Below are 22640 nucleotides of genomic sequence, written 5' to 3'. Positions count from 1 at the left end.
AGAACCGGTCTTAGTGACCCGCGCTCTGCCACCCCGCGCTTGGCCATTTCATTGCGCCGACCTGCGCCCGTCTGTTTCTTCCGGAAAGAGACGGGCGCTCCTACCGCTGCTGCAGCCCAACTCGTAAAAGGCTTTGCGGCATTCCCCCTCGTGACAATCGGCGTGACAAACACCGAAGTCACCAGCAGCAGCGATGCAGATGATGGTGCCGCAGCCCACGGAATGGACTGCACCTGACTGACAGTCAGGCATGCCCCGGTCATCGCCTCACTGCCTTCACCCGACTCAGGTTCTCGCGGCATTGGTCTCGTCAGCCAGTGCAGCCTCCACCCGCCCACTTCTTCGGAAGTGTTCAGGAGACCAGATCATGAGATGCCCCAGCTCCCGGTCGTAAAGAGCCGCCAGTCCCGCGTTAGTGGACAACCCTCACAGGTCGCAGGGGCCTTGATCCCTGATAACACTCAACATTCGTGGCGGGATGACGTGGGGGAAGGTTTTAACGGTTTGGCTTCGAGAGGAGTTCGGTCATGGCATTGGTCGGTAGGCGAGATGGGCGCAATTTCGGCTATGGCCGGCAATTGAGTTATGCCGGGCCACAGGCGTTGCGCGATCTATTTGGCGGCGGACATTACGGGACGGTCAAGGCGCACAGTGATCGTTGGCAGGCGTTTGTACGCTGGTGCCGGTCGGAGGATGGGCCAGGGTTTAACGATGCGCGGCAGATTGATCGGCAGACCTTGCTGGACTACGCCGGACATCTGCGCCAGCAAGTTGAAGATGGTGAGTTGGCCATCGCGACCGCGCAAAACCGATTATCCAGTGTGAACCGGACCATGGCCGCGCTGCGCGGTGATCAATATGTGAAAGTGCCAAGTCCAAGCAAAGCATTGGGAATGCAACGCTCCCACACTCGCACAGCAGTTTCCCAAGGTCAGGATCGCGAGCAAATAAAGCGAATCGTCGATGCGCTTTGCGAGCACCAACTCGCGCGCGCGGCGGCCATTGCACTGTTGGCACGCGCAAATGGGATGCGCTTGCGCGAGGCCATTTTGGCCGACATTCCACGCCTGAAGCGTGAGGCCGAACACTACGGCAAGATCAACATCCAGAATGGGACCAAAGGTGGCCGTTCGGGTGCGTCAGCTCCTCGTTGGATCAAGGTGGATGAGAATATCCATGAAGCTCTCAGGCATGCCGAAAAGGTCTCACCCGATGGCAGCCGAAACCTGCTTGCGCCGAACGAAAGCTATATGGATTTCCAGCGAGATGCCGCACGCCCAGCACGAGATGTTCTTCACACCCAGAACCTAAAAGGCTTCCACGAACTGCGCGCAGCCTATGCATGCGAACGCTACGAGCAGATTACCAATCATTTAGCGCCCATCAACGACAGCAGGTGCAGCCAACTTGATCCAGGGCTTGATCGAGAGGCACGCTCACAAATCAGCTATGAATTGGGGCACGGTCGTATCGGCGTAGTATCGGCGTACATCGGTGGTCAAGGATGAATAAGCCATTCAACATGGAGCATTTTCTCCTAGGGGTTCTGACCGGTTCTAACGCCACACGCAATCGTCACCTACGCCAATCAAAGGCCATCCAAGTAGCTATTTCTAAACGCTGGCACCGAGATAACCCATGGACCTGGCAGCAAAAGCATCTCGACTGGTTTTTAAATCACCATATGAATCATCGCTCCAAGTCAACGCGCTATTACTATCTGCTGACAGTGAATCTTCTCATTCGTCGCTTAGGAAAATCCTGGAAATTCAAAGTACTAGGTGAAAAATTCGTATCCATCGCGAACCTCAGGTGAGGTGCACTTGACCACCACAGATCGATTTAGATTGACCTGATTGAGGTCATTGGGCCAGCATTGACATAGGGTAAAAAACACTTAATGGAGATGTAGCTTTGTCAATTTTCGATAGCGTAATCCAAGAGCACGATAAGAAAAAAGCAGAGATGGAAGCGCGCATTGCAGATGCGCAGGCGCTCAAGCAAGCAGCACAAAATGATTTCGTAGAAAAGTTCAACGCAACGGTATCGAGTGTTGTAGAACCGATCTTCGCGGAGTTTGTCGCAGATGCAAAAAAATATGGCTTCCCGGCTGAGGTAGAGGAAATTCGCAGTAGAGAGGAAACTATTTATGTTTCCTTACGTTTGATCCCAGAGAAAGGGGCGGTTTTTGGAACAAATAGAAGTGCCCAGGTAGTGTTCTCAATCAACGGAATGATCACCTCTCAGAAAGTAGAATATGTAAGCTATTACGATCAGCGTCCCGGGAAACACGGGACCGACCGTACTGATTTTGGACTACCCTCCCTAAATAAGGACGTTATCGAGCGTGAACTTGCCAAATTTTTGAAGATGGCAATACACGCGAGAAGCGTACCAGAGCAGTACTGACACCACTCGGCACCGCAATCACCGATACACGGAATGTCCTTGCAGAACACGTGTAGCGTTATTTTGACTACCTTCTTTAGCTTTATCGGCCCACGATTGCAGCAAAAAAGTGATGGGCGTTAGCGTTGACTTGTCAACGCTAACATTCGAACCCCGCGGAGGCCAACGGCCAGGCCATAGCTAACTCCACGGATCATTCAGCCGGCACACTTTCCGCGCCAGAAACGACTCGTAATTCGAGGACAGACCACGATTCCTAGCTTAAATGAATATGCAGACGCCAAATTAATCGTGGTCTGTCCCCGTTTTTTTTCTCCGATCTCTGGATGTTTTTTCGGACGACAGAAATCAAGCTGATTTACTTATGCCCAAGATGCCCTGAGGAATAAATAAATCCAACGTTCAATAAGGGCAGACAAAATTAGTACACATTAACCCTAGGCGCTATTTTTATTCTATTTAAAATATCAATATCTTCTTCATACTCCTGCTGAGTCAGCAGCAATACCGAGAGTTTAATACCAAACAACGACTCAAACTTCTCTTTATTTATATCATTGCAGCCCCTCAAGCTAGTCCACGCACGGGTACCGGGGCCTTCATAACTGCAGATCATTAAATCACAGTCGCCATAAACTCCGTCGTGTCGAGCAACACTACCAAAGATAAAGGCCAACTTAATGGCCTTCACGTCTGACTGATATTTGTCTCGCAACCAAAGCCTATACACATCACTACGTTTAATAGGAGTCTCCGGCGTGTAGAATTGCAAAAAACTGCTTCATATTATCTAAAACTCTAATATTCCTCGTTCGACCGTACATTTTAGCTGCACCAGTAACCTTGCTGAAATGTGAAGGCACGATTAATGTAACCCCGAGGCCGGCAACTCGGTCAATGACATCATCCCCGATCAAATACTCTTGCCCGTCGGGAATATAAACAATCTCCTCGGCCGAACCACCACTTTCCAACCTATATTCGATTTTTAGACACCTTCCTCCCGGAAACGAGGTTGATATAATCCTATCGTGATTCTCAATCTGTGCCTTCAACCATTGAACACCCATTATGCACTGAGCTCCTTTTCCTTGTTCTTAAGTTTACTTATTACCAAACTGCGCACTTTAACTATGTTACCAAGTAATTCCTTCGGGTAGGGAAACTTTCCATGCAGGCTGTTGGCCTGTTTTCTAAAAAGCATATAAGACTGAGCATGCTTTACATAATAAAAATAGTTATCAAGATCATCCGACGGATCAATTAGATAAGATTTTGTTTTTATAATTTCTACTATCGATTCATTATTAGGCAAAATGACTTCATTGACTATATCATCCCAAAGCTCAGCAGCCTCTCCCCCTTTATAAAAATCTTCGGGAAATGTTTTAGGCCCTAGCGACTGAAACATATCATAATTAGTACTAACCAACGCATTTAGCGGGTCATAGAATTCGGATAGCTGATTTTTAATATGTTTATACGAATCAACTGCAAGTTCTTTCTTTATGGCTGCCTTGGATGCTTCTCTGAGGTTATAAATTGACACGAAGTTAGTAACAATTAAGGCAATCAGAGGCACCCATATCAAAAAATCTACTGGGCTCAAACTAGACCACCAAGAATCCGAATGGATATCCGTCTCCTTTTGATCAATATACCCCGTAGGATTTGGCCGTAGGATTGGGGTGATTTCTTCCAATCCATACGTAAAATCATCGTCCACAACCGTAGAACTAGGATCATGATAGCCGATGATTGCTCGATCAAACTTCAGCGCAGGTTGTTGCAAACTTAAAACCTGCATATCACATGCTGCAGCACTGAAATTTAAAAGAAGTAGCCATCCCAGCCAAATAAAACTAGAGATAATTCTCAGACGACCGAGAAAACACACAACTGTTTTCAACATCCTTTTAATCCATTAAAAATAAAGTATCAACTGATCACCAAAATCAATTTCTGCCATCAATCGTAAACTATAATCATATAAGCCTGCAACACTTGCTAGACACAGTCAATTATCAACCCGAGAGTTTTAGACTTACAGTCTGACGTGCCCAAATATCCAAAATAACTTTACTATTTCCCTACGTACCTGCATCGGCATTTTGCATCACAAGGGTATCAGTAGAGATAGAAATCACATTACAGAAAAAATAATCCCTATAAATCAATAGATTAATATCCAATTCGACTCCTGGTGCCGCACCATACAAAACAAAGCCCTCGTAGAAATACGAGGGCTTTGTTGTTTCTGCCGTTTGATCTTTTATGCGACAAGAGTGTTCGGTCAGTCAAACTCCGTCGACTCAGAAAGCCCCTCCCAAGCATCAATCTCCGCCTCAAGCCGCGCAATCTTCTCCCGCACCAACCTCACCGCATCCTTACCCAATAACAAATGAACCGGCGGTTTCTCCGCCGCCACCAGGGTCAACAATGCCTGCGCTGCCTTGTGCGGATCCCCCGCCTGCTTACCACTCTTCTCTTCACGCGCCTTGCGGACCGGATCGAACACCGCGTCGTACTCACTAAAAGCGCGGCCCGACCGAATCATCGAGCGCCCCGCCCACTCAGTACGAAACGAGCCCGGTGCCATGGCCGTCACGTGGATACCCAGGCTTTCCACTTCTTTGGCCAGTGCTTCACTGACGCCTTCAAGGGCGAATTTGCTGCCGCTGTAATAGGCGATGCCCGGCAAGGTGATGAAGCCGGCCATGGAGGTGATGTTGACGATGTGCCCGCTGCGTTGCTCACGCATGCCGGGTAGAACCGCCTTGATCATCGCGACCGCGCCAAACACGTTAACGTCGAACTGGCGCTGCATTTCCGCCAACGGCGACTCTTCGAGAATCCCCTCATGGCCATAACCGGCGTTGTTCACCAGCACGTCGATCCGGCCTACTTCGCGCAGGATTTCGGCCACCAACGGATCAATTGCCGGGTAATCGGTGACGTCGAGCACGATTGCCCTGGCGCGGTGGGCGTCCAGCGCCTCGAACGCTGCACGTTCGGATTCGCGCCGCACCGTGCCGACCACCGTATGCCCCGCCGCCAGCGCTGCTTGCGAAAAGGCCAGGCCGAAGCCTGAGCTGACCCCGGTAATCAGGAAAACCTTGTGGACGTGGGTGTTCATGGTGCGCTCTCCAAATGAAAACGCCGTCGATCGTGATCGACGGCGCTGCGGACAGTCAGGTCAGGTCTTAGTGACCGGCGCTCTGCCCACCATCCACGTGCAGGATTTCGCCAGTCACAAAGTTGGCGCTGTCCAGGTACACAACGGCCTGCGCGATGTCGCTGATTTCGCCCATGTGGCCGACCGGGTGCAGAGCGCCCAGTGCTGCGTGGGTTTCTTCGCCGTGCATCGGGGTTTTGATGATGCCTGGGGAAACCGCGTTCACCCGAATCCCGCGCTTGGCGTATTCGATGGCCAGGGATTTGGTCGCCGCGTTCAGGCCACCTTTGGTCAGCGAAGCCAGTACCGATGGCACGCCGTCGATGGCGTGATCGACCAGGCTGGTGGTGATGTTGACGACGTGGCCGCTGCCTTGTTTTTCCATCTCGTTGATGGCGAGTTGGGTGATGTAGAAGAAGCCGTTCAGGTTCACCGACAGCACATTGGCGTAGTCTTCAGCGGTGTACTGGGTGAACGGTTTGGCGACGAAGATACCGGCGTTGTTGATCAGGGTGTCGACGCGGCCGAAACGTGCGATGGCTTCACGGATGACTTTTTGAGCGACTTCCGGGTTGCCGATGTCGCCGGCCACAGTGAGGATGTCCGGATCGGTGGATGGCTTGATCGAACGCGAAGTGGCGACAACTTTGTAATCCAGATCACGGAATGCCTTGACCATGCCTGCGCCGAGACCTTGGGAGGCGCCAGTGATAACGATGACTTTTTTCGAATTGCTCATGATGAACCTCTACTGATAAATAATGGTTTAAAAAGTAATGAATCAGGCTTCGGCGGGTTCCTTCGCCATTTGTCTCAACATCTGCTCGTAGTACTCGACCGACTGTGAACCCGACACCAGGTGACGACCGTTAAGCACCATGGCCGGAACCGAGTTGATGCCGTGTTGCTGGTAAAACGCTTCAAGTTCACGCACTTCTTTGGCGAACGCGCCGGACGCCAACACGTCTTGAGCCGCTGCCGCATCCAGTCCCGCTTCTGCTGCCAAACGAACCAGCGTCTCGCGATCGCTCGGGTTCTGGCCGTCGGTGAAGTAAGCGCGTAGCAGGATCTTTTTCAGTGCAACCTGCCGCCCTTCCTGCAACGCCCACAACAGCAACCGATGCGCATCAAACGTGTTGTAGAAGTGGCTGCGCTTCTCCAGATCGAAGGTGAAACCGATGGCCTTGCCGCGTTCGATCTGCATGGCTTTACCGGCGGCGACGTCTTGGGCGGTGCGGCCGTATTTGCGCATCAAGTGCTCGACGGCTTTCTCGCCTTCCGGCGGCATGTTGGGGTTCAACTCGAAGGGCTTGTAGGTCAGCTCTACCGAGACTTCACCGGCCACGTTCGCAATTGCCTGCTCTAACGCCGTCGCGCCCAATGCACACCAAGGGCACACCACGTCGGAAATGAAATCGATGGAGACGGATGCAGTCACGACTTGCCCTCCTTCTCAGCCAGTTGCTTGCGGTACTGGGTGGTGGTGATGCCGGCGTAACCCCAGTTATCGGTGTCGACTTCTTCGATCACGATGTGGGTCAGGTGCGGGTCTTTCTTGAGGACGCGTTGCAGTGTTTCAGTGATTTCAGCGATCACCTGAGCTTTCTGCTCAGAGGTAACGCCATCGCGGGTAATGCGTACGCTTACGAAAGGCATGAGGAAGATCTCCAGTGACCTGCTCATCGGGATGATGGGTAGGTGTTGGAGCTCAATGTAGGAGTTTGGGGGGTGGGGATAAAGGTGGGGGCGGGAACATCATTCGTTACGTGGTGTAATGACTAGCTCGAGATATGCGCTGAAAAAATGGAACAGTGATCTTTAAATGGCCAGATTGGTTACGTGAAACAAATCTGGCCTTTCCCTAGTCCTAGACTGCTTGCAGGTCACGCAAAGCCTCAGGATGCTGACTCGCAACACGCAGCAGCGTTTGCGCCGCACCCGTCGGTTGCCGACGCCCTTGCTCCCAATCCTGCAACGTTCGCAAACTGACTCCAATCAGTTTAGCGAACGCACTTTGAGAAATACCCACTTTGGCACGCGCTTCAGCAGCTGCTGACAGCGGCACCTCTGTCACGCGAGCCGCTTTGCCGGCTTTCATTTGACGTACAGAGTCCAGCAAGTCCTGCTGGAATTGCTCCAGTTCATTGACCATTGCTGATTTCCTCCTTCAGTTGCTTAAGGAAGGCTGCGGGTAAATTGTCGAATTTCGCCTTGGTATAGGCGATACGCAACCAGATAGAGCCTTCTGAAAGCGTGTTGTAGTAAATAAAACGTGTACCACCTCGTTTGCCCATCCCGCTATGGGACCAACGAACCTTGCGCATACCAACGCTGCCAGGAACGCTTGAAAATTTCGGTTTCGATAATCGTGAAAATGAGCCCGACTGTACGGCTTTGCCGTACAGCCGAGCAATGCTCGATCGTCTGATCTCTGCCCTGAAATTTTCCACCCACGCCACCACCTAGCCACGATTGCGCATCCGCAGCCCTCAAGTTACCTTCAACCCGTCGCTGCCAATTCAGCGACCGGGCCTGAGAACCCAAGTAAGATACAGGCGCACAAGCGCCCCAAATCACGATTGCCGGCGCTTTTTTGTGTCTGCCTTTCCGTGTAATGGCGGCTGTGCGTGGGAGACCTTCGGGTCTGCCGGGTTCCTGTATCTCCGGTTTCTCAGCCCGCGCATAGCTGCCACCCATTCGCCTGAGAACGAACGTGGTAGCTCTAACTTTGACTCAGGAGTTTTTGCTAATGCCCGCTATCGATCCGTCTAAAATTTGCGCTACTGCTTCACTGGTCACCACCCACCGCCGCCCAAAAAACGGAGGTGCCCAATGACCAACCCTCAAGATCTAAAAACCATTGGCCTGACTCCCTTCTCCTATCACGACAACCAACCTCTATTCCGAATCAATCGGGATGTCCCGATCATCCGAGCGCTTCACCACGCATCAGATCTGCTCCACATCTCCAAATTGCTGGCATCAGACGCAGCCATGATTCGCGATTCCGACCGGCATGCTTGGGCGTCGCATTTTTTACAGGATATGAGCAAGGCAATCATTGATGATGTGGCGAAGGTGCTTGATGCGCCGGGTAGCAACTGCAGCCAGTGACGTTGTCTCTAAATCGCACGCATAAAAAGCCCCGAATCAATCGGGGCTTTTTGCATTCAATGCGTCCGCTTCGCAGCGTATGAGGCCATAACGTGTCGCAATTTTTCACTTTTTGCGACACGTCTTGAGAACGTGTCGCTGCGAACGACATGTTGGAGGAACGTGTCGCCGAAATTGGATTTCTGCGACATGAGCCTTGTAGAGAGGGAGGTTGCTGCCGCCTTGAGTGCAAAAAAAACGGCGTTGCTTGTGAGATTTTTTGGGGCCGCTACGCGACCCAGCTCGAGCAAGCTCGCTCGCCACAGGGGGTGCAATTATTCGATGGTCACGGTTTCCACGGTGATTTGCTTGAGGGCATGGAACGGTGCGAGTGCCGCTTCATCGGCGGTGGCACCGGTGATCAACCGCCACTCCCGCTCAATCGGCGTCCAGTGTTGCTGACGGGCGCGGCCGAGTTTATCGGTGTCGGCAAGGACGACAATTTGCGCCGCCCGTTTGATGATGCACTCCTTGAGATACGCTTGCTGCGCACTCGCCTCGCACAATCCAAATTCCGCGACCACGCCGTCCGCACCGAGGAAGGCTTTGTCGACACTCAACCGGCTCAACGTCAGCTCGGCCAACGGCCCCAGCGTGCTCATGCTCGAACCGCGCAAATCGCCGCCGATCAAGGTCAGGCGAATACCCGGCGCGTTGGCGAGGGTCATCACGGCCAGCAGGTTATTGGTGACCACGTGCACGTCTTGTCGCGAGCACAAATGATGGGCCAGCGCGGCGCAGGTGGTGCCGCCGTCGAGCAGCACGGTATCGCCGTCCTGGACGTGGGCCGCAGCCGCTTGGGCGATGGCGTCCTTCTGTTCCCACTGGCTGGTTTTGCGTTCTTCGAGGGAAGCTTCCGGCTCATGAACGCCGACCACGGAGGTGGCGCCGCCATAGGTGCGCACCAGGTGTCGCTGTTTGGCGAGCATGGTGAGGTCGCGTCGCACCGTGGCTTCCGAAACCCCGAGCGCCGCGCTCAATTGCTCGACGTTGGCATCGCCAATGCGTACGAGGTCGAGGATGGCGCGGTGGCGTTCGGAGGCTTTCATGGCGGGTCTCGCGTGGTGGACGGTGGTCGATCTTACACGACAGCGCCCGTGCGGCTCATCCCCGTCGCGTGGCCAGCTCTGCACCCTGGCGCAGCGCTTCGAGCAGGCTGCGTTCATCGGCGATGCCTTTGCCGGCGATGTCGAACGCGGTGCCGTGGTCGACCGAGGTGCGGATCACGTCCAGGCCGACGGTGACGTTCACGCCGGCTTCAAGACCGAGCACTTTGACCGGGCCGTGACCCTGGTCGTGATACATCGCGACCACCAGATCGAAGTCGCCGCGGCCAGCGCGGAAGAACAGCGTGTCGGCCGGCAGCGGACCGGTGACGTCGAGGCCGCGTTCCTGCAACAGCTTCACCGCCGGGATGATTTTTTCTTCCTCTTCGCCGTAACCGAACAGGCCATTTTCACCGGCATGCGGGTTGATCCCGCACACGCCGATTCGTGGACGGGCAATGCCGGCCTTGATCAGTGTCGCGTTGCCGCGCTCGATGGTGCGCTGGACCAGGCCCGGCTCGATCTTGCGGATCGCGTCGATGATGCCGATGTGGGTCGTGACGTGGATCACCCGCAACTGCGGCGCCACCAACATCATCGACACTTCGTCGACGTTGGTCAGGTGCGCGAGCATTTCGGTGTGGCCGGGGTATTTATGGCCGCCGGCGTGCAGCGCTTCCTTGTTCAATGGTGCGGTACAAATGGCATCAATCTGGCTGGCTTCGGCCAGTTGCACGGCGCGGGCAATGTATTGATAGGCAGCGTCACCGGCGATGGCCGACAGTTCGCCGAACGGCAGGTCCTCGGGGATCAGGTCGAGGTCGATGCAGTCGATGACGCCGGCCTCGTAACGCGCCTCAGAGGCGTCCTTGATACGGCGCACTTTGGCGCTGCCACCAACGATGACATTGGCCTGTTCGAGGCGACGGGCATCACCAATCACCAGTGGCCGGCATTGTTGGTAGACGATGTCGTGAGTCAGGCTCTTGACGATGATTTCCGGACCGACACCCGAGGCGTCGCCCATGGTGATACCGATGACGGGCAGGTAGTTGCTCATGATGTTCATTCGAGTCCTTGGATTCGTGTGCGTTGGGGCGGGGAGCGATCGGCGCTGTCGCTCAGGTGTTGCCATGCCGCATACAAGGCGTTATCGGTGCCGAATGCGCCGGCCTTGGTCACAATGCCGGGGCGATGGCCCTGCCGGGAAACGGTCGGGCGGGCAAAGGCGACGCCGGCTTCGATTTCGGTGAGTAGTTGCAGGCTGTCGATGCCGACGGTGGTCAGTATGGCCCGTGCGGTCTCGCCGCCCGTGGCGATCAGGCCGCCGACCTTGGCGAAGTGTGGTTCTACCAATACGGCCAGCATGTTCGAGAGTTGCGCGCCTTCCTGCGGATCGAACGCTTCATCGCGGCCGATGCGCAGCAGCAGGTCGCTCCAGCCGTCCAGTTGCTCGCCGATCCGCGCTTGCCACAACGCCCAGTCGCCATGGGTTGTGCCTTGGCGAAGGACCTCGGGCGGGACGACCAGTTCGCTGACGCCCCCACGCTCCTTGAGCAACGCGCATTGCCGCTCGCAAACGCCGGACAGGCTGCCGACGAGGATCAGAATGGATGCCTGGCTTTTTTCCTGCGCGGTCGGTTCGAGGGTTGTGAACCGCGCTTCGGAGAAGTCAGAAAGGCTGGCGATTTCCCGCGCCAGGCCGCCCGAGCCGATCCAGAACAACGGCTGATCCATCGACGCGGTCAGGCGAGCGAGGGTCAGCAGATCGTCTTCGGTTTGCGCATCGACGATCAACGCCTGGGTGCCGCTGCGGGCGACTTCGGCGATGTGGTGCGCGAGCGCCTTTTCGTTGCCGCGCAAGGTGTCGAGGTCCAGCTTCGCGGTGCTCAGGCCGGCGGCGATGAGCATGGCTTCGACGTCAGCCGGGCGATCGGCGTTTTCGAGTTTCCAGGTGTCGGTGGTTTCCAGCGGCTGGCCGTTCACGAACACCCGCCCGCCGCGCAACGTGCGACCTGTAGCGGGGAACGCCGGGGCGACGATGGCCAGTCCGGCCAAGGGTTGCAGGGCGGCGACCTCCGCCGCCCAGTTGCCGCGCAGGGTCGAATCGATTTTCTTGTACAGCCGCTGCCCAGGCTGATGCAGTGCCTTGAATGCCGCAACGGTGCGCTCGGCGGCTCTACCCGGTGACAGGCGCCGAGTGTCTGTGTCGGCGGCAATCACCTGAGCATCGGCCTTGTCGTTCAAGGGATCGAGCGTAACCACCGTTTGCAGCCCGACGCTCGCAAAACCGATGGCGCAATCCGCCGCACCGGACAGATCATCCGCGATGATCAGAATCCTCATCGCAGGGCCTCCTGCTTTTGAGGTTCGATCTCCTGCTCAGGGATGACGACGGCGTTGCGTTGTTGCACGCGCTTGGCAACAGCGGCGGTGAGTATCGGCGCAAGGATCGCGGTGACCACCACGCAGGCCGCTACCAATATGGTCGCGCTCTTGGCGGCTTCGGCGTAAACGGGATTCGCCGCTGCGATCAGCGCAGGAACGGCTGCAGCGTTCCCGGCGGTGGTGGCCGCAGCAACACCGGCGACGCCTGTGCCACCGGTCAAACGATCAGCGAAGAACAACGGAATACCGGTCAGCACAACCACCGCAACCCCCATGCCCAGACCCAGCAAACCGGCCTGCCAGACGTTGTGCAGGTCCAGGCTGGCCCCCAGCGCCAACGCGAAGAACGGGATCATCACTGGGACAGCCTTGGCCAGGAAGTCGCGCATGTCACGGTCGAGATTGCCCAACAACATGCCCAGCGCCAGCGGCAGGATGCTGCCCACCAGCGTCGGCCACGGGAATGCCGACAGACCGGCGATGCCCAGGGTGACCATGGTCAGAAAAGGCCCCGACTCAAGGGACATGACCGAGTAGGCACCGACGTCTTCGGACCGACCGTACTGCCCCATCAGCGCCATGTACAAGCCACCGTTGGTGTCGTTCATCGCGGCGACCACTGCCAGCGTCGAGATGCCGGCGAACAGGCCGGACGAAATCGGCTGCTCGCCGAGAAAATGCCCGAGCACAATGCCGATGAGCACGGCGATGCCGACTTTGGTGATGAGTAGCGTGCCGCCCTTCTTGAGCAAGTAAGGCGTGGCTTTGATGTTGATGCTCGCGCCCATGCAGACATAGAACACCGCGAGGATAGGCAGCGCCCCGGTGAACAGTGCATTGGTGAATGAGCCGAAAAACTTGGGCGTGTCAGGCATGAAGGTGGCGACCAGCGAACCGATCAGCAGGGGCACGATCATCATGCCGCCCGGGATGCGTTCAATGGTGCGCTTGATAGGGAATTGGGCCACGAGGATCTCCTTTTATAATTGTGGGGTAAGACGTGTTTCACCTCGAAACTGACTGAAACAATCAAGCAATGATTGATTCAGTCAAATTTATCTTAAGCTCTCGCTATAGAATGCGCAAACCAATCATTCAAATGATCGTTTTGATCATTTGGATAGGAAAACCTGGCTGGGAAAGGTCAATCGAGTCGTCCTGTGAACCGGTCCAGAGCCTTGCAGCGCTCACAAAAAAGCCCCGAACATGTCGGGGCTTTTCTTTACAGACGCTACTTGAACAACTCTGAATGACTTCCTAGATCAACAAATGTGATGAAATCGGAGCGTGTGTGCTCGTAAATCATCAAGAAATCACCGCCTATATGACACTCTCGAAAACCAGCCCAATCACCCATCAAGGCATGGTCCAGGTATTCCGGTGGCAACGGTTCACCCAGAAACAGCATGACCATCACTTGGCGAACTTCATTCATGTCACGGCGCCCGGCACGCTTGTAACGGTCCCACGACTTCTTGAATTCTGACGTTTGTGCACATTGCCTGGGCAGCTCAGCGCGCTTTTGCTTTTTCTCCGGTTTCGCCATCAGCGTCCCTCAGCATGTCGTCTATCGAGTCGAACCGCTGGCGAATCTCACGTGCTTCTCTCATGGCGCGGGCCGTTTTTTCCGAAGGCACGCGTACCTCAAACGGGAGGCCCTGGGTCGCTACGACCTGACGAAGAAAAAGCCGCATGGCGTCACTGATGCTCAGGCCGCAAGCGTTCAGGACTTCAGTAGCACGCGCTTTCAATTCCTCATCAATGCGGCAACGCACGTCGGTGGTTTTCAGCAATACACCCATGGTAATGACCTCATTTCTAATTTGTAGCTACATTGGCGCTACCTCAAGCATTTTGGTTGAGCAGGCTATTGAGGGTCAACTTCAGCGTGATGGACGGCTCCACCGTTTGAGGAGCGCTGACAATCAACTGAATTTCTCGTCCGGTATTTCAATCGATTAATCCAGTGATGAATATCGGCTTGTTCCCCTTCGATACTGGGAACTGTCCTGATCCGATGCAGGAAATAACCTAAGCGCCTGAACGCTTTTTGATAGGCGAAAAAAAGCCCCGAACATGTCGGGGCTCATCTTTCTCAGCCTTGAATCAGGCGTCGATACTGCAACCGATCATCAGAAAATGTTGATCGGGTAGTCCACGAACACACGTACTTCGTTGCCGCTGACGTTGTATTCGCTGGATTTCTGCGCCACGCGCAGGATCGAGCTACGCAGTTTGATGCTCAGGTCTTTGGCCGGGCCGCTTTGCACGACGTACTTGAACTGGTTGAAGATTTCGCGCTCGGTACCGCCTTCGCTGGTGGAAGTGGTGATGTTGTCGCCGCGCACGTAAGCCACGTTGTAGCTCAGACCAGGAACGCCGAACGTGCTGAAATCCAGACCGTAGCCCAGCTGCCAGCTGCGTTCGTCTTCGGCGTTGAAGTCGGACCAGTAGGAGTTCGCCAGGTAGATGGTATTGCCGCCATCGCCGACGCGACCTTGATCCTTCTGATAGCCGCCGTAGGCGTAGCCCAGGTTGCTGTCGCCGGTGCTGCGCTGGTGCGCGACGGTGAACGAGTGCGGGCCGGTGGCGAAGGTCGCTGCCAGGCTCCAGATCTTGTTGTCGTCACCGGTCGCACCGCTTTCGCGGACGTAGGAATCTTCCAGCTTGGTGCGGTAGCCGTTGAAGTCCAGGGTCAGGGACTGATCCTTGTCGATCGGGAACACGTAGTTGGCGTTCACGTATTGTTTCTTCAATACGTCTTCAACGTCAGACGCGTACACCGCCGCCTTGAACTGTTCGGTGAACTGGTAGCTGCCGCCCAATACGTTGATCGACTTCAAGCCACCGCTGTCACGGCCTTCAGCGCTCTTGCGCGATTCGGCAGTGAAGCGACCGGCGTTCAGCTCCAGGCCTTTGATCTCCTTGGAGGTGATCAAGGTGCCGGTGTAGCTTTCCGGCAGCAGGCGCGAGTTGTCGTAGCTCAACACCGGCAGGGCCGGCATCTGGTCGCCGTAAGTCAGCGTGGTGCTGGAGAGGCGGAATTTGACCGCTGCGCCACCTTTGGACAGGTCATCTGCCGCGTTGCCGCTGTCGCCTTTTTTGAAGAAGTCGATACCTTGTGCGCCGGTGCGGCCCTTGCCGCCATCCAGACGCAATGCGTACAGACCGAACGCGTCCACACCCACACCGACGGTGCCTTGGGTGAAACCGGACGAAAACGTGCCGATGGCCGCTTGGCCCCACTCGGCTTTGTCCGGTCGGCCGTCTTTGTAATCACGGTTCATGTAGGCATTGCGCAGCAGCACTTTGAGGCTGCTGTCTTCAACAAAACCCTTGGATTCGGCCTGGTCGTTTGCCATGGCCTGTGTCGCGCTCAACATCCCCAGAGCGATCAGGCTGATTCGCTTGTTCAACATTTTGTTCTTTTCCTTATTACGGGTTGATACGCGCTGTGTCGAACGGCTGAAACGGCGCTATCGCACTCTTTTTTCACCCCGAAACAAAAAGGCCCGCCCACGAAAAATCGCGGCGGGCCTTTTTATTATTTTTGAGTCATGGCGGTTGGCCACAGGCGTTGAGGCGAATCCTAGTCCCGCCCTGAACCCTGTGTCAATTTCATGAATCGTCTGTGAATAGGCGAAAATCGTCTAAGAATTTTCTAATTGCAGCCGTTGAGCCCACAGGTTTGAAACCCGGATGAAGCGGCGTGTGCGGGAAGCGACTGCATCAGCCAGGCCGCAAAGGCTTGCGGCTTGCCGAACCACGGCCCGATGTCGACCAGCGTGAACTGGCCACCCTGCTCCAGTGCGAAGGTCGGGAAACCATGACCACCGATGCTGGCCAACAGGTCGCGACTGGCCTTGATGTGGCGATCGGTGTCGGCGTTTTTGAATGCGGTCTGAAAGGCTTCAGGTTCCAGGCCGATCTCGTGGGCGAGTTCAAACAACACCGCTTCATCGGCAATGCGCCGACCTTCCACGTAATGCGCGCTCTGCAAACGGCCCAGCAACGCCAGTCCACGGTCAGCGACCTGATCAGCCGCCAGTACGGCGGCAATCGGCGGCGCAGAATCGAACACCGCCGTCTCATCGCGCAGCAAACCTTCGAAGTAGGCCTCGCCGAATGGCTGCGCGGTGTACTCGGCGATTCGCCGATCGTGGGGCATCACGTAGTTGCGCAACTGTGGCGAGACGTTCTTGCGGTGGGCGCCGGTCATCATGCCGCCGCCATGGGCAATCACCGGAAGAATTGCCCGGGCTGTTTGCACCAGTGGTTTTGCGCCGTAGCACCAGCCGCACAATGGGTCGTAAATGTAATGAAGGATCATGGGAGGCTCCGGCGAAAGGGTAGGAAATTCGATGCCGGCAGATTAGTCCTCCTTCTATTTCTGAAAAACGTCGGAATAGCTTTCAAACTGTTTCAGGAATCGGTCGAATACCGCCCTCGTTCTGTCACTACCAAGACACGAATTGGAGACCGGGCAAACCCAATGACCCGCTCTTACCGCGTCTAAACACTGCGGGCCTGGTGTGAGCCGCAGCTATCGTGTTCGAGTCGCACTGTAGTGATCACACAACCATCGCCCATAAAAAAAGCGCCACCTTCCCGGCAGCGCTTTTATCAATCCGTTGTTGTTCTTTTTTATCCTTCCATCACATCCCACAACGCATCCAGCTCCGCTTCGCTGAATAAACCAGCGGGGTAGCGCTCGATCATCATCCGGCGCGGATCAGGTTCCCTGATCTGACGCGTTCCATTGGACTTCAACCAGTGCGCCAGGATCTGGAGCGATTCGCTGTTTACTGCCAGGGGATGCAGTGTCCGCTCGCTCACTACGTTCATTTCGGCGTTCATTTCCGCGCTCTCTCCTGGTTTGTGAGCGGCTAACTTATCCAAGGTTTATGACAGAACATCGAAGTTCTCCCCTCCCTGTTTCTCGTCAGGAGAGATACAAGAGCTGTGCCAATGTGTCAGGACAGTCGACCAGCGGATACAAAAAAGCCCGCAGTCCTGACGGGCTGCGGGCTTCTTGCAAGGTGCCGAAGTAAAACCGTTGCCTGAGTGATTTCTCAATCAACTCAGGCTGTTACAACGGCACTCACTCCTTGTGCGGCGCAGGCTGCTGTTGGGTAAGGCAGTGGATATTACCGCCGCCCAGTAACAGTTCGCGGCCCGGGACCATGACCACTTCGTGCTGCGGGAACAGGCTCTGCAAAATCTCTTTGGCCGGGCCGTCCAGCGGATCGTCGAAGCTCGGCGCGATGATGCCGCCGTTGACGATGAGGAAGTTCACATAGGAACCGGCCAGACGAACGGTCGGATTGCGTTCCTGGGTTCCGTCTACCGGGTCCACACCGGCGCATTCTTCTTCGGTCGCATACAGCGGCCCAGGAATCGGCATCTTGTGCACCGTGAATGGGCGACCCTTGGCGTCGGTGCTGCTTTCGAGCACTTTCATCGCCGCCTGGCAGCGCGGGTAGTTCGGGTCTTGCGGGTCGTCGGTCCAGGCCAGCAACACTTCGCCCGGACGCACGTAGCAGCAGAAGTTATCCACATGGCCGTCGGTTTCATCGTTGAACAAACCGTCCGGCAGCCAGATGATTTTATCCACAGCCAGGTTCGCGCTGAGCACCGCTTCGATTTCTGCACGGTTCAAGTGCGGGTTGCGATTGCGGTTAAGCAGGCATTCTTCAGTAGTGATCAGCGTGCCTTCACCATCAACGTGGATCGAACCGCCTTCGAGCACAAAGCCCTCGGTGCGATAACGCGGGCTGCGTTCAATCTCGAGGATCTTGCCGCCGACCTGCGAATCACGGTTCCACGGCGAATACAGCCCACCGTCAAAACCGCCCCATGCGTTGAAGTCCCAGTTCACGCCACGGACTTCACCGCGGTTATTGATGACGAATGTCGGGCCGGTGTCGCGGACCCAGGCGTCGTCGCTGGACATCTCGACCACACGAATATTCGGCACGTCCAGACGCGCCCGAGCATTTTCGTATTGACCGGCGGACACCGCCACGGTGACCGGTTCGAAACGCGCGATGGCCTTGGCCACCGCCACATGCGCGGCTTGCGCCGGTTTGCCGCCCAGGCGCCAGTTGTCCGGACGCTCGGGCCAGATCATCCAGGTCTGGGTTTGTGGCGCCCACTCGGCGGGCATGTAGAAGCCGTCGGCGCGCGGGGTGCTGTTTAAAGTGGTCATGCAGTCAGGACTCCAGGGAACCGTCGAGGGTTTTGAGCGCATTGTATAGGTTCGGGCGACGATCACGGAACGAGCCCCACGCGCTGCGAATGTGCTCCAGCTCGTCGAGGTCGAAGCTGTGAACCAGCACGCCTTCTTCGGTTTTATCGAGTTCCTGGACCTTCTCGCCGAACTGGTTGGCGATAAACGACGAGCCGTAGAAGGTGATGTCGTACCCGTCCTGCTCCTCGTTGCCAATACGGTTGCTGGCGATCAACGGCATCAGGTTGGCGCCGGCATGGCCCTGCTGCACACGCTGCCAGTGATCGCGGGACGAGATGGTCTTGTCGTGCGGCTCGCTGCCGATGGCGGTCGGGTAGAACAGGATCTCCGCACCCAGCAACGCCATGCTGCGGGCGCACTCGGGGAACCACTGATCCCAGCAGATGCCCACGCCGATTTTCGCGTAACGGGTGTTCCACACTTTGAAACCGGTGTCGCCCGGGTTGAAGTAGTACTTCTCGTGGTAGCCAGGGCCGTCCGGGATGTGGCTTTTACGATAAATCCCGAGGTTGCTGCCGTCGGCATCAATGATCGCGATGCTGTTGAAACGCGCACGGCCGGCCCGTTCGTAGAAGCTGATCGGCAGCACCACTTGCAGTTCCCTGGCGATTTTCTGGAAATGCTTGATGGCGACGTTCTCTTCCACCGTTGTGGCCAGTTGCAGGTAATCCGGATTGGGCTTCTGGCAAAAGTACGGCGCCTCGAACAGTTCCTGGATCAGGATGATCTGCGCGCCTTTGGCCGCAGCCTCACGGACCAGCCTTTCAGCGGTTTCGAGGTTGGCTTCAAGGTCCCAGGAACAGGCCATCTGGGTGGCGGCGACGGTAACGATACGGCTCATGAATCATCTCCGGGCAAGTGCTGTGGGTCGAGTTTCCCATCGACCGATGACAGAAAGGGAAGTGGCGGGCGTGATGAGGCACGCCGCGGCAATGGCGACTTTATAGCCGATAAAAATCGGCTTTAAAAGCGATTAATCTTCCTTCCGTCGAAAACAACAGCACTTAAACCGGATAATAATCGAATTAAGCCCTCCCTCTTGTGGGAGCGAGACCGGCTTGCCGGCGATCGCGGTGGATCAGTCGATACAAATTTTGAATGTTCGATCGATATCGCCGGCAAGCCCGTCTCGCCCCCACAGGGGAGATGTATTTACAGCCCCTCCGCGAGCACCTTCGCCAACATATCGACAAAGAAATCCACACTGCGGCGCGAGGTCACCATCGGCGGTTTGATCTTGAGGACGTTCAGATAATCCCCCGTCGGCTGCATGAAGATCCCCAATTCCCGCAGGCGATCACACAACGCCGTGGTTTCTTCGGTCGCCGGTTCCAGGGTCTCGCGGTCGCGGATCAATTCAACGCCCAGATAAAAACCGGACCCGTGCACCGCACCCACCAGCGGATGAATATCGATCAGCGCTTCCAGACGCTCCTTGAAATACCCGCCCACGACCTGGGCGTTATCCCAGAGTTTTTCCTCTTCCATCACATCCAGAACGGCCATGCCGATCTGGCAACTGACCGGGCTGCCACCCGCCGATGAGAAGAAATAACCTTCGGCTTCCAGCGCCTCGGCGATTTCCCGACGGGTAATCACAGCGCCCAGCGGTTGACCGTTGCCCATGCCCTTGGCCATGGTGATGATGTCCGGCACCACGCCCTGTTCTTCGAAGCCCCAGAAGAAGTGACCCATGCGCCCGTAACCGACCTGCACTTCGTCGGCGATGCACACGCCGCCCTGGGCGCGAACCATCCCGTAGACCTGTTTCAAATACCCCGGCGGCAGCGAGATGCCGCCGGCATTGCCGTACACCGGCTCGCAAATGAAACCGGCCAGCTGGCGTCCTTGCCCGGCGATTTTCGCCAGGTTGTGCTCGACGCTGCGCACATAATCCGGCGCACTGTCCGGGCCCCGGAATTCACCGCGATAGGTGTTCGGTGCCGTCACCGGGTGCACCCAGTCCGGACGGCTGCTCAAGGCCCTGGGGTTGTCGGCAATCGACGTCGAGACCGCGTCCGCGCCCACTGTCCAGCCGTGATAAGCCTCCAGCACGCTGACAATGTCGCGACCGCCGCTGTAGGCCCATGCCAGACGGATCGCCAGGTCATTGGCCTCGCTGCCGCTGTTGACCAGGAACACCCGGTCCATGCCATCCGGAGACAACCTCAGCAAACGCTCGGAAAATTCGGCAACCGCCGCGTAATTGAAGCGCGAGTTGGTATTGAGCAGCGACCACTGGCGGCTGGCCACTGCGGCCATGCGCGGATGACCATGACCGAGCACCGCGACGTTGTTGAGCATGTCGAGGTAGGAGCGGCCCTGCATGTCGATCAGGTGGTTGCGCCAGCCGCGTTCGATGCGTGGCGGGTCGACGTAATAGTGTTTCTGCGTCCGGGCGAAACTGGCGTCGCGGCGCTCCAGCAAAGTCTGCGAATCAAGCTCAACCTCCGCATCGCAAGCCAACCCCAGCAACACCGCCGGCGATGGACACAACGCTTGCCAGGCCGCCGCACGAGACGGCGTGCAGAACAACGGCGCATCGAACGAAGCGCCTCGGCACAACTGCACCCGCAACGGACCGCTTACCGCGCCCAACACCTGGCCTTTGACCAGCGCCGCGCCGGTGTGCAGCGACGGCGTCACGCCCCACAGCCGCACGCTCAGCTGTGGGCCGTCGAGTTGCAACACACCCGGCGCCGGTTGATGGACCACGCCGGCAAATGGCGATTCGACCGCGGTGCCATCGGGCACCCGCAACTCGACATGCAGCGGGCACGTGTCCGGTTCGCTGGCACTGTCGGGGCGGGTACGGGACAAACGGTATTGTCCGTAACGGCTTGCGGCCAGACCGTGAGCCGCCGCCGCTTCGCTCAACAGGCGTTGATCGATCCCTTCCTGCTCCCAGTTACCGGCCTCGAAATGCGGGCTGAGTACACCCAGGTCGATCAAGGCAAATTCACGTCCGACCAGGCTCGGCAGCAGTGGCGCAAAGCCTTCACTGCCGATGGCTGGCAGGCTCTGGCCGACAGCGGTGAGGATCGCCGCTTCCATCAACGCCAGCGGCACTGAGGTCGCCACGCGGAAAATCTCCCACTCGTGGGTCAGGTTGTCGCGACTGTATTGGTTACCCGGGTCGATGCTGACCTGCTGTTCGCCGCTGAGCACCAGCACCGCCGCCCGCGCGACGATCAATGGCCATAGGGCCTGCAGTTCTTCGTGTTGCAACGGGTTGACCGCGTGATAAGCCTGAACCGCCGGCAAGATGTAGAACGGATCGCCACCGGCATGGTGCAGCAACGCCGCGCAAGTCACCGACAGGTCGGTGATGCGCCAGGTGCGGACCAGGTCGCCGAAATCGATCACGCCTTGCAGTTGCCACTGGCGTTGCGAATCGCGCTGCCAGACCACGTTGTCATCGGTGATGTCCATGTGGATGGCCTGCACCGGCAACTTGTCCACCAGCGGCTGCAAATGCCGCTCGGCGTCTTCGGTCACTTGCGCGATCAACGCTCGCTGCGCGTCATCCTCGATGACCGGTAGCAAATGCGCGATCAACGCCTTGGCATGGCGCGCGTCCCACTGAAGGGTGCGTTCAAGACCCGCATGGTTGAAATCGGCCAGCGCCTGGTCCATTTCACCGCAGAGCCGGCCGAAACCGGCCACCACGGCCCCAGGCAAATGATCCAGGTGTGTGAGCGACTGGCCCTCGATGTATTCGAGCAGGCGCACATGCACCGGTTGTCCGCCGACTTCAAGTGACAGCAGGTCAGCGCCGTTCTGGGCGGAAATCACTTGCGGCACCGGCACCTTGGAGTGCTCGGCCAGATGCTTGAGCCCCGCATGCTGGGCTTGCAGCTCCAGCGCCGAATAGTCGCCCCGGCAGATTTTCAGGACGAAACGTCCATGCTGGCTGTCAACGCGGTAGTTGAGGTCCTGCTGGCTGCCGAGCGCCTGCAGCTTTCCGCTCAGCCCGTAATGCCCTTCGAGCAGCTCGAGCGCTTGCGCCGCAGAGACCTGCGGGCTGGGCAAACTGGCGCGATGAATCAACGTGGCGAGCGGCATACAACGACCCCTGAAATTTTATTAGTCGCTTATATCGCCACCACGTCGGTCGATAATCAACCCCCGCGTCCCCAACAAAACCCAAATAGCTGTCACAACCCTATTGCACCACCCCTCTCCTGCCGACAAGCTATGCTCATTTGCTTCAATCGTC

23 protein-coding genes and 1 pseudogene are annotated in these 22640 nt (G+C 56.8%); 4 read left to right on the top strand and 20 right to left on the bottom strand.

Translation table 11 applies throughout. The annotated features are described in order from the left end of the window. The first annotated feature begins 527 nt into the window (after positions 1-527). From ACM6IQ_RS22640 to ACM6IQ_RS22630, 3 genes are all read left to right on the top strand, one after another. Positions 528-1508, top strand: a complete 981-nt coding sequence (locus ACM6IQ_RS22640; protein WP_414879902.1) for an integrase domain-containing protein — start codon at positions 528-530, stop codon at positions 1506-1508. Beyond that, positions 1505-1816 (top strand): hypothetical protein, encoded by a 312-nt coding sequence (locus ACM6IQ_RS22635; protein ID WP_414879901.1) that lies wholly within the window; start codon positions 1505-1507, stop codon positions 1814-1816. Before ACM6IQ_RS22640 ends, ACM6IQ_RS22635 begins: the two co-directional genes overlap by 4 nt. A 98-nt stretch (positions 1817-1914) precedes the next feature. Next, entirely contained in the window at positions 1915-2409 is a 495-nt protein-coding gene (locus tag ACM6IQ_RS22630; protein WP_024778028.1) for a hypothetical protein, read from the top strand. 740 nt (positions 2410-3149) lie between these two features. On the opposite strand, the gene ACM6IQ_RS22625 is transcribed toward ACM6IQ_RS22630, so the two are convergent. The 8 genes and pseudogenes from ACM6IQ_RS22625 to ACM6IQ_RS22590 all read right to left on the bottom strand — a co-directional run. Further along, entirely contained in the window at positions 3150-3479 is a 330-nt protein-coding gene (locus ACM6IQ_RS22625; RefSeq protein ID WP_024778026.1) for a hypothetical protein, read from the bottom strand. Then, entirely contained in the window at positions 3479-4321 is an 843-nt protein-coding gene (locus ACM6IQ_RS22620; protein WP_223543275.1) for a hypothetical protein, read from the bottom strand. The genes ACM6IQ_RS22625 and ACM6IQ_RS22620 overlap by 1 nt, the downstream gene beginning before the upstream one ends. 381 nt (positions 4322-4702) lie before the next feature. After that, positions 4703-5545 carry an oxidoreductase gene (locus ACM6IQ_RS22615; RefSeq protein ID WP_414879900.1) on the bottom strand — a complete coding sequence of 281 codons (843 nt, stop codon included), beginning with the start codon at positions 5543-5545 and terminating at the stop codon, positions 4703-4705. Between the two features lie 67 nt (positions 5546-5612). Beyond that, positions 5613-6323, bottom strand: a complete 711-nt coding sequence (locus ACM6IQ_RS22610) for an SDR family NAD(P)-dependent oxidoreductase (protein WP_017335962.1) — start codon at positions 6321-6323, stop codon at positions 5613-5615. Between the two features lie 42 nt (positions 6324-6365). Further along, positions 6366-7022 carry a DsbA family oxidoreductase gene (locus tag ACM6IQ_RS22605; RefSeq protein ID WP_017335961.1) on the bottom strand — a complete coding sequence of 219 codons (657 nt, stop codon included), beginning with the start codon at positions 7020-7022 and terminating at the stop codon, positions 6366-6368. Then, positions 7019-7240: a tautomerase family protein gene (locus ACM6IQ_RS22600; protein ID WP_017335960.1), complete on the bottom strand. Its 222-nt coding sequence runs from the start codon at positions 7238-7240 to the stop codon at positions 7019-7021. The genes ACM6IQ_RS22605 and ACM6IQ_RS22600 overlap by 4 nt, the downstream gene beginning before the upstream one ends. 211 nt (positions 7241-7451) lie before the next feature. Then, entirely contained in the window at positions 7452-7736 is a 285-nt protein-coding gene (locus ACM6IQ_RS22595) for a helix-turn-helix domain-containing protein (protein ID WP_017335959.1), read from the bottom strand. Then, positions 7726-7926 (bottom strand): annotated as a pseudogene (locus ACM6IQ_RS22590) (transcriptional regulator); the annotation flags it as partial. The gene ACM6IQ_RS22595 and the pseudogene ACM6IQ_RS22590, both read right to left, overlap by 11 nt. Before the next feature lie 490 nt (positions 7927-8416). On the opposite strand from ACM6IQ_RS22590, the gene ACM6IQ_RS22585 reads away from it, so the two are divergent. Further along, positions 8417-8698, top strand: a complete 282-nt coding sequence (locus ACM6IQ_RS22585) for a DUF3077 domain-containing protein (RefSeq protein ID WP_017335958.1) — start codon at positions 8417-8419, stop codon at positions 8696-8698. A gap of 314 nt (positions 8699-9012) precedes the next feature. Here the strand turns inward: ACM6IQ_RS22585 and ACM6IQ_RS22580 are convergent, their stop codons facing one another. The 12 genes from ACM6IQ_RS22580 to ACM6IQ_RS22525 all read right to left on the bottom strand — a co-directional run bounded on the left by ACM6IQ_RS22580 (position 9013) and on the right by ACM6IQ_RS22525 (position 22486). Next, positions 9013-9786 (bottom strand): DeoR/GlpR family DNA-binding transcription regulator, encoded by a 774-nt coding sequence (locus ACM6IQ_RS22580; protein WP_017335954.1) that lies wholly within the window; start codon positions 9784-9786, stop codon positions 9013-9015. Positions 9787-9841: 55 nt separating this feature from the next. After that, complete coding sequence (gene pdxA / locus ACM6IQ_RS22575; protein WP_414879990.1) at positions 9842-10843, bottom strand: 4-hydroxythreonine-4-phosphate dehydrogenase PdxA; 1002 nt, start codon at positions 10841-10843, stop codon at positions 9842-9844. 5 nt (positions 10844-10848) lie between these two features. Further along, positions 10849-12129, bottom strand: coding sequence for a four-carbon acid sugar kinase family protein (locus tag ACM6IQ_RS22570; protein ID WP_414879899.1), 1281 nt, complete (start codon positions 12127-12129; stop codon positions 10849-10851). After that, positions 12126-13139, bottom strand: a complete 1014-nt coding sequence (locus ACM6IQ_RS22565; protein WP_017335951.1) for a 2-keto-3-deoxygluconate permease — start codon at positions 13137-13139, stop codon at positions 12126-12128. The genes ACM6IQ_RS22570 and ACM6IQ_RS22565 overlap by 4 nt, the downstream gene beginning before the upstream one ends. Before the next feature lie 263 nt (positions 13140-13402). Next, positions 13403-13717 (bottom strand): type II toxin-antitoxin system YafQ family toxin, encoded by a 315-nt coding sequence (locus ACM6IQ_RS22560; protein WP_033037147.1) that lies wholly within the window; start codon positions 13715-13717, stop codon positions 13403-13405. Next, positions 13683-13973 carry a type II toxin-antitoxin system RelB/DinJ family antitoxin gene (locus tag ACM6IQ_RS22555; protein ID WP_017335949.1) on the bottom strand — a complete coding sequence of 97 codons (291 nt, stop codon included), beginning with the start codon at positions 13971-13973 and terminating at the stop codon, positions 13683-13685. The genes ACM6IQ_RS22560 and ACM6IQ_RS22555 overlap by 35 nt, the downstream gene beginning before the upstream one ends. Positions 13974-14303: 330 nt before the next feature. Then, positions 14304-15590, bottom strand: a complete 1287-nt coding sequence (locus ACM6IQ_RS22550) for an OprD family porin (protein ID WP_017335948.1) — start codon at positions 15588-15590, stop codon at positions 14304-14306. A gap of 242 nt (positions 15591-15832) precedes the next feature. Next, the gene (locus ACM6IQ_RS22545; protein WP_414879898.1) at positions 15833-16501 is read right to left on the bottom strand and encodes a DsbA family protein; all 669 of its coding nucleotides are present in this window, start codon (positions 16499-16501) and stop codon (positions 15833-15835) included. A gap of 314 nt (positions 16502-16815) precedes the next feature. Then, positions 16816-17028 (bottom strand): hypothetical protein, encoded by a 213-nt coding sequence (locus ACM6IQ_RS22540; RefSeq protein WP_017335946.1) that lies wholly within the window; start codon positions 17026-17028, stop codon positions 16816-16818. A 244-nt stretch (positions 17029-17272) separates the two neighbouring features. Further along, positions 17273-18379: an agmatine deiminase gene (gene aguA, locus ACM6IQ_RS22535; RefSeq protein ID WP_017335945.1), complete on the bottom strand. Its 1107-nt coding sequence runs from the start codon at positions 18377-18379 to the stop codon at positions 17273-17275. A gap of 4 nt (positions 18380-18383) precedes the next feature. Then, positions 18384-19262, bottom strand: coding sequence for an N-carbamoylputrescine amidase (gene aguB, locus ACM6IQ_RS22530; RefSeq protein ID WP_017335944.1), 879 nt, complete (start codon positions 19260-19262; stop codon positions 18384-18386). A gap of 311 nt (positions 19263-19573) precedes the next feature. Next, the gene (locus tag ACM6IQ_RS22525) at positions 19574-22486 is read right to left on the bottom strand and encodes an aminotransferase (protein WP_414879897.1); all 2913 of its coding nucleotides are present in this window, start codon (positions 22484-22486) and stop codon (positions 19574-19576) included. Positions 22487-22640 lie beyond the last annotated feature (154 nt).

Source organism: Pseudomonas sp. IT-P100 (assembly GCF_949767185.1).
Lineage (GTDB): Bacteria > Pseudomonadota > Gammaproteobacteria > Pseudomonadales > Pseudomonadaceae > Aquipseudomonas > Aquipseudomonas fluorescens_B.
Note: the sequence above shows the minus strand (reverse complement) of the source record. Positions and strands in the feature narration are given on the sequence as shown.

Bases quoted from the DNA above. Each gene is read 5' to 3' on its own strand.
- ACM6IQ_RS22640 (WP_414879902.1), top strand. From the start codon at position 528: ATGGCATTGGTCGGTAGGCGAGATGGGCGCAATTTCGGCTATGGCCGG.
- ACM6IQ_RS22635 (WP_414879901.1), top strand. From the start codon at position 1,505: ATGAATAAGCCATTCAACATGGAGCATTTTCTCCTAGGGGTTCTGACC.
- ACM6IQ_RS22625 (WP_024778026.1), bottom strand. From the start codon at position 3,479: ATGGGTGTTCAATGGTTGAAGGCACAGATTGAGAATCACGATAGGATT.
- ACM6IQ_RS22620 (WP_223543275.1), bottom strand. From the start codon at position 4,321: ATGTTGAAAACAGTTGTGTGTTTTCTCGGTCGTCTGAGAATTATCTCT.
- ACM6IQ_RS22615 (WP_414879900.1), bottom strand. From the start codon at position 5,545: ATGAACACCCACGTCCACAAGGTTTTCCTGATTACCGGGGTCAGCTCA.
- ACM6IQ_RS22610 (WP_017335962.1), bottom strand. From the start codon at position 6,323: ATGAGCAATTCGAAAAAAGTCATCGTTATCACTGGCGCCTCCCAAGGT.
- ACM6IQ_RS22600 (WP_017335960.1), bottom strand. From the start codon at position 7,240: ATGCCTTTCGTAAGCGTACGCATTACCCGCGATGGCGTTACCTCTGAG.
- ACM6IQ_RS22595 (WP_017335959.1), bottom strand. From the start codon at position 7,736: ATGGTCAATGAACTGGAGCAATTCCAGCAGGACTTGCTGGACTCTGTA.
- ACM6IQ_RS22585 (WP_017335958.1), top strand. From the start codon at position 8,417: ATGACCAACCCTCAAGATCTAAAAACCATTGGCCTGACTCCCTTCTCC.
- ACM6IQ_RS22580 (WP_017335954.1), bottom strand. From the start codon at position 9,786: ATGAAAGCCTCCGAACGCCACCGCGCCATCCTCGACCTCGTACGCATT.
- pdxA (WP_414879990.1), bottom strand. From the start codon at position 10,843: ATGAGCAACTACCTGCCCGTCATCGGTATCACCATGGGCGACGCCTCG.
- ACM6IQ_RS22570 (WP_414879899.1), bottom strand. From the start codon at position 12,129: ATGAGGATTCTGATCATCGCGGATGATCTGTCCGGTGCGGCGGATTGC.
- ACM6IQ_RS22560 (WP_033037147.1), bottom strand. From the start codon at position 13,717: ATGGCGAAACCGGAGAAAAAGCAAAAGCGCGCTGAGCTGCCCAGGCAA.
- ACM6IQ_RS22555 (WP_017335949.1), bottom strand. From the start codon at position 13,973: ATGGGTGTATTGCTGAAAACCACCGACGTGCGTTGCCGCATTGATGAG.
- ACM6IQ_RS22550 (WP_017335948.1), bottom strand. From the start codon at position 15,590: ATGTTGAACAAGCGAATCAGCCTGATCGCTCTGGGGATGTTGAGCGCG.
- ACM6IQ_RS22545 (WP_414879898.1), bottom strand. From the start codon at position 16,501: ATGATCCTTCATTACATTTACGACCCATTGTGCGGCTGGTGCTACGGC.
- ACM6IQ_RS22540 (WP_017335946.1), bottom strand. From the start codon at position 17,028: ATGAACGCCGAAATGAACGTAGTGAGCGAGCGGACACTGCATCCCCTG.
- aguA (WP_017335945.1), bottom strand. From the start codon at position 18,379: ATGACCACTTTAAACAGCACCCCGCGCGCCGACGGCTTCTACATGCCC.
- aguB (WP_017335944.1), bottom strand. From the start codon at position 19,262: ATGAGCCGTATCGTTACCGTCGCCGCCACCCAGATGGCCTGTTCCTGG.
- ACM6IQ_RS22525 (WP_414879897.1), bottom strand. From the start codon at position 22,486: ATGCCGCTCGCCACGTTGATTCATCGCGCCAGTTTGCCCAGCCCGCAG.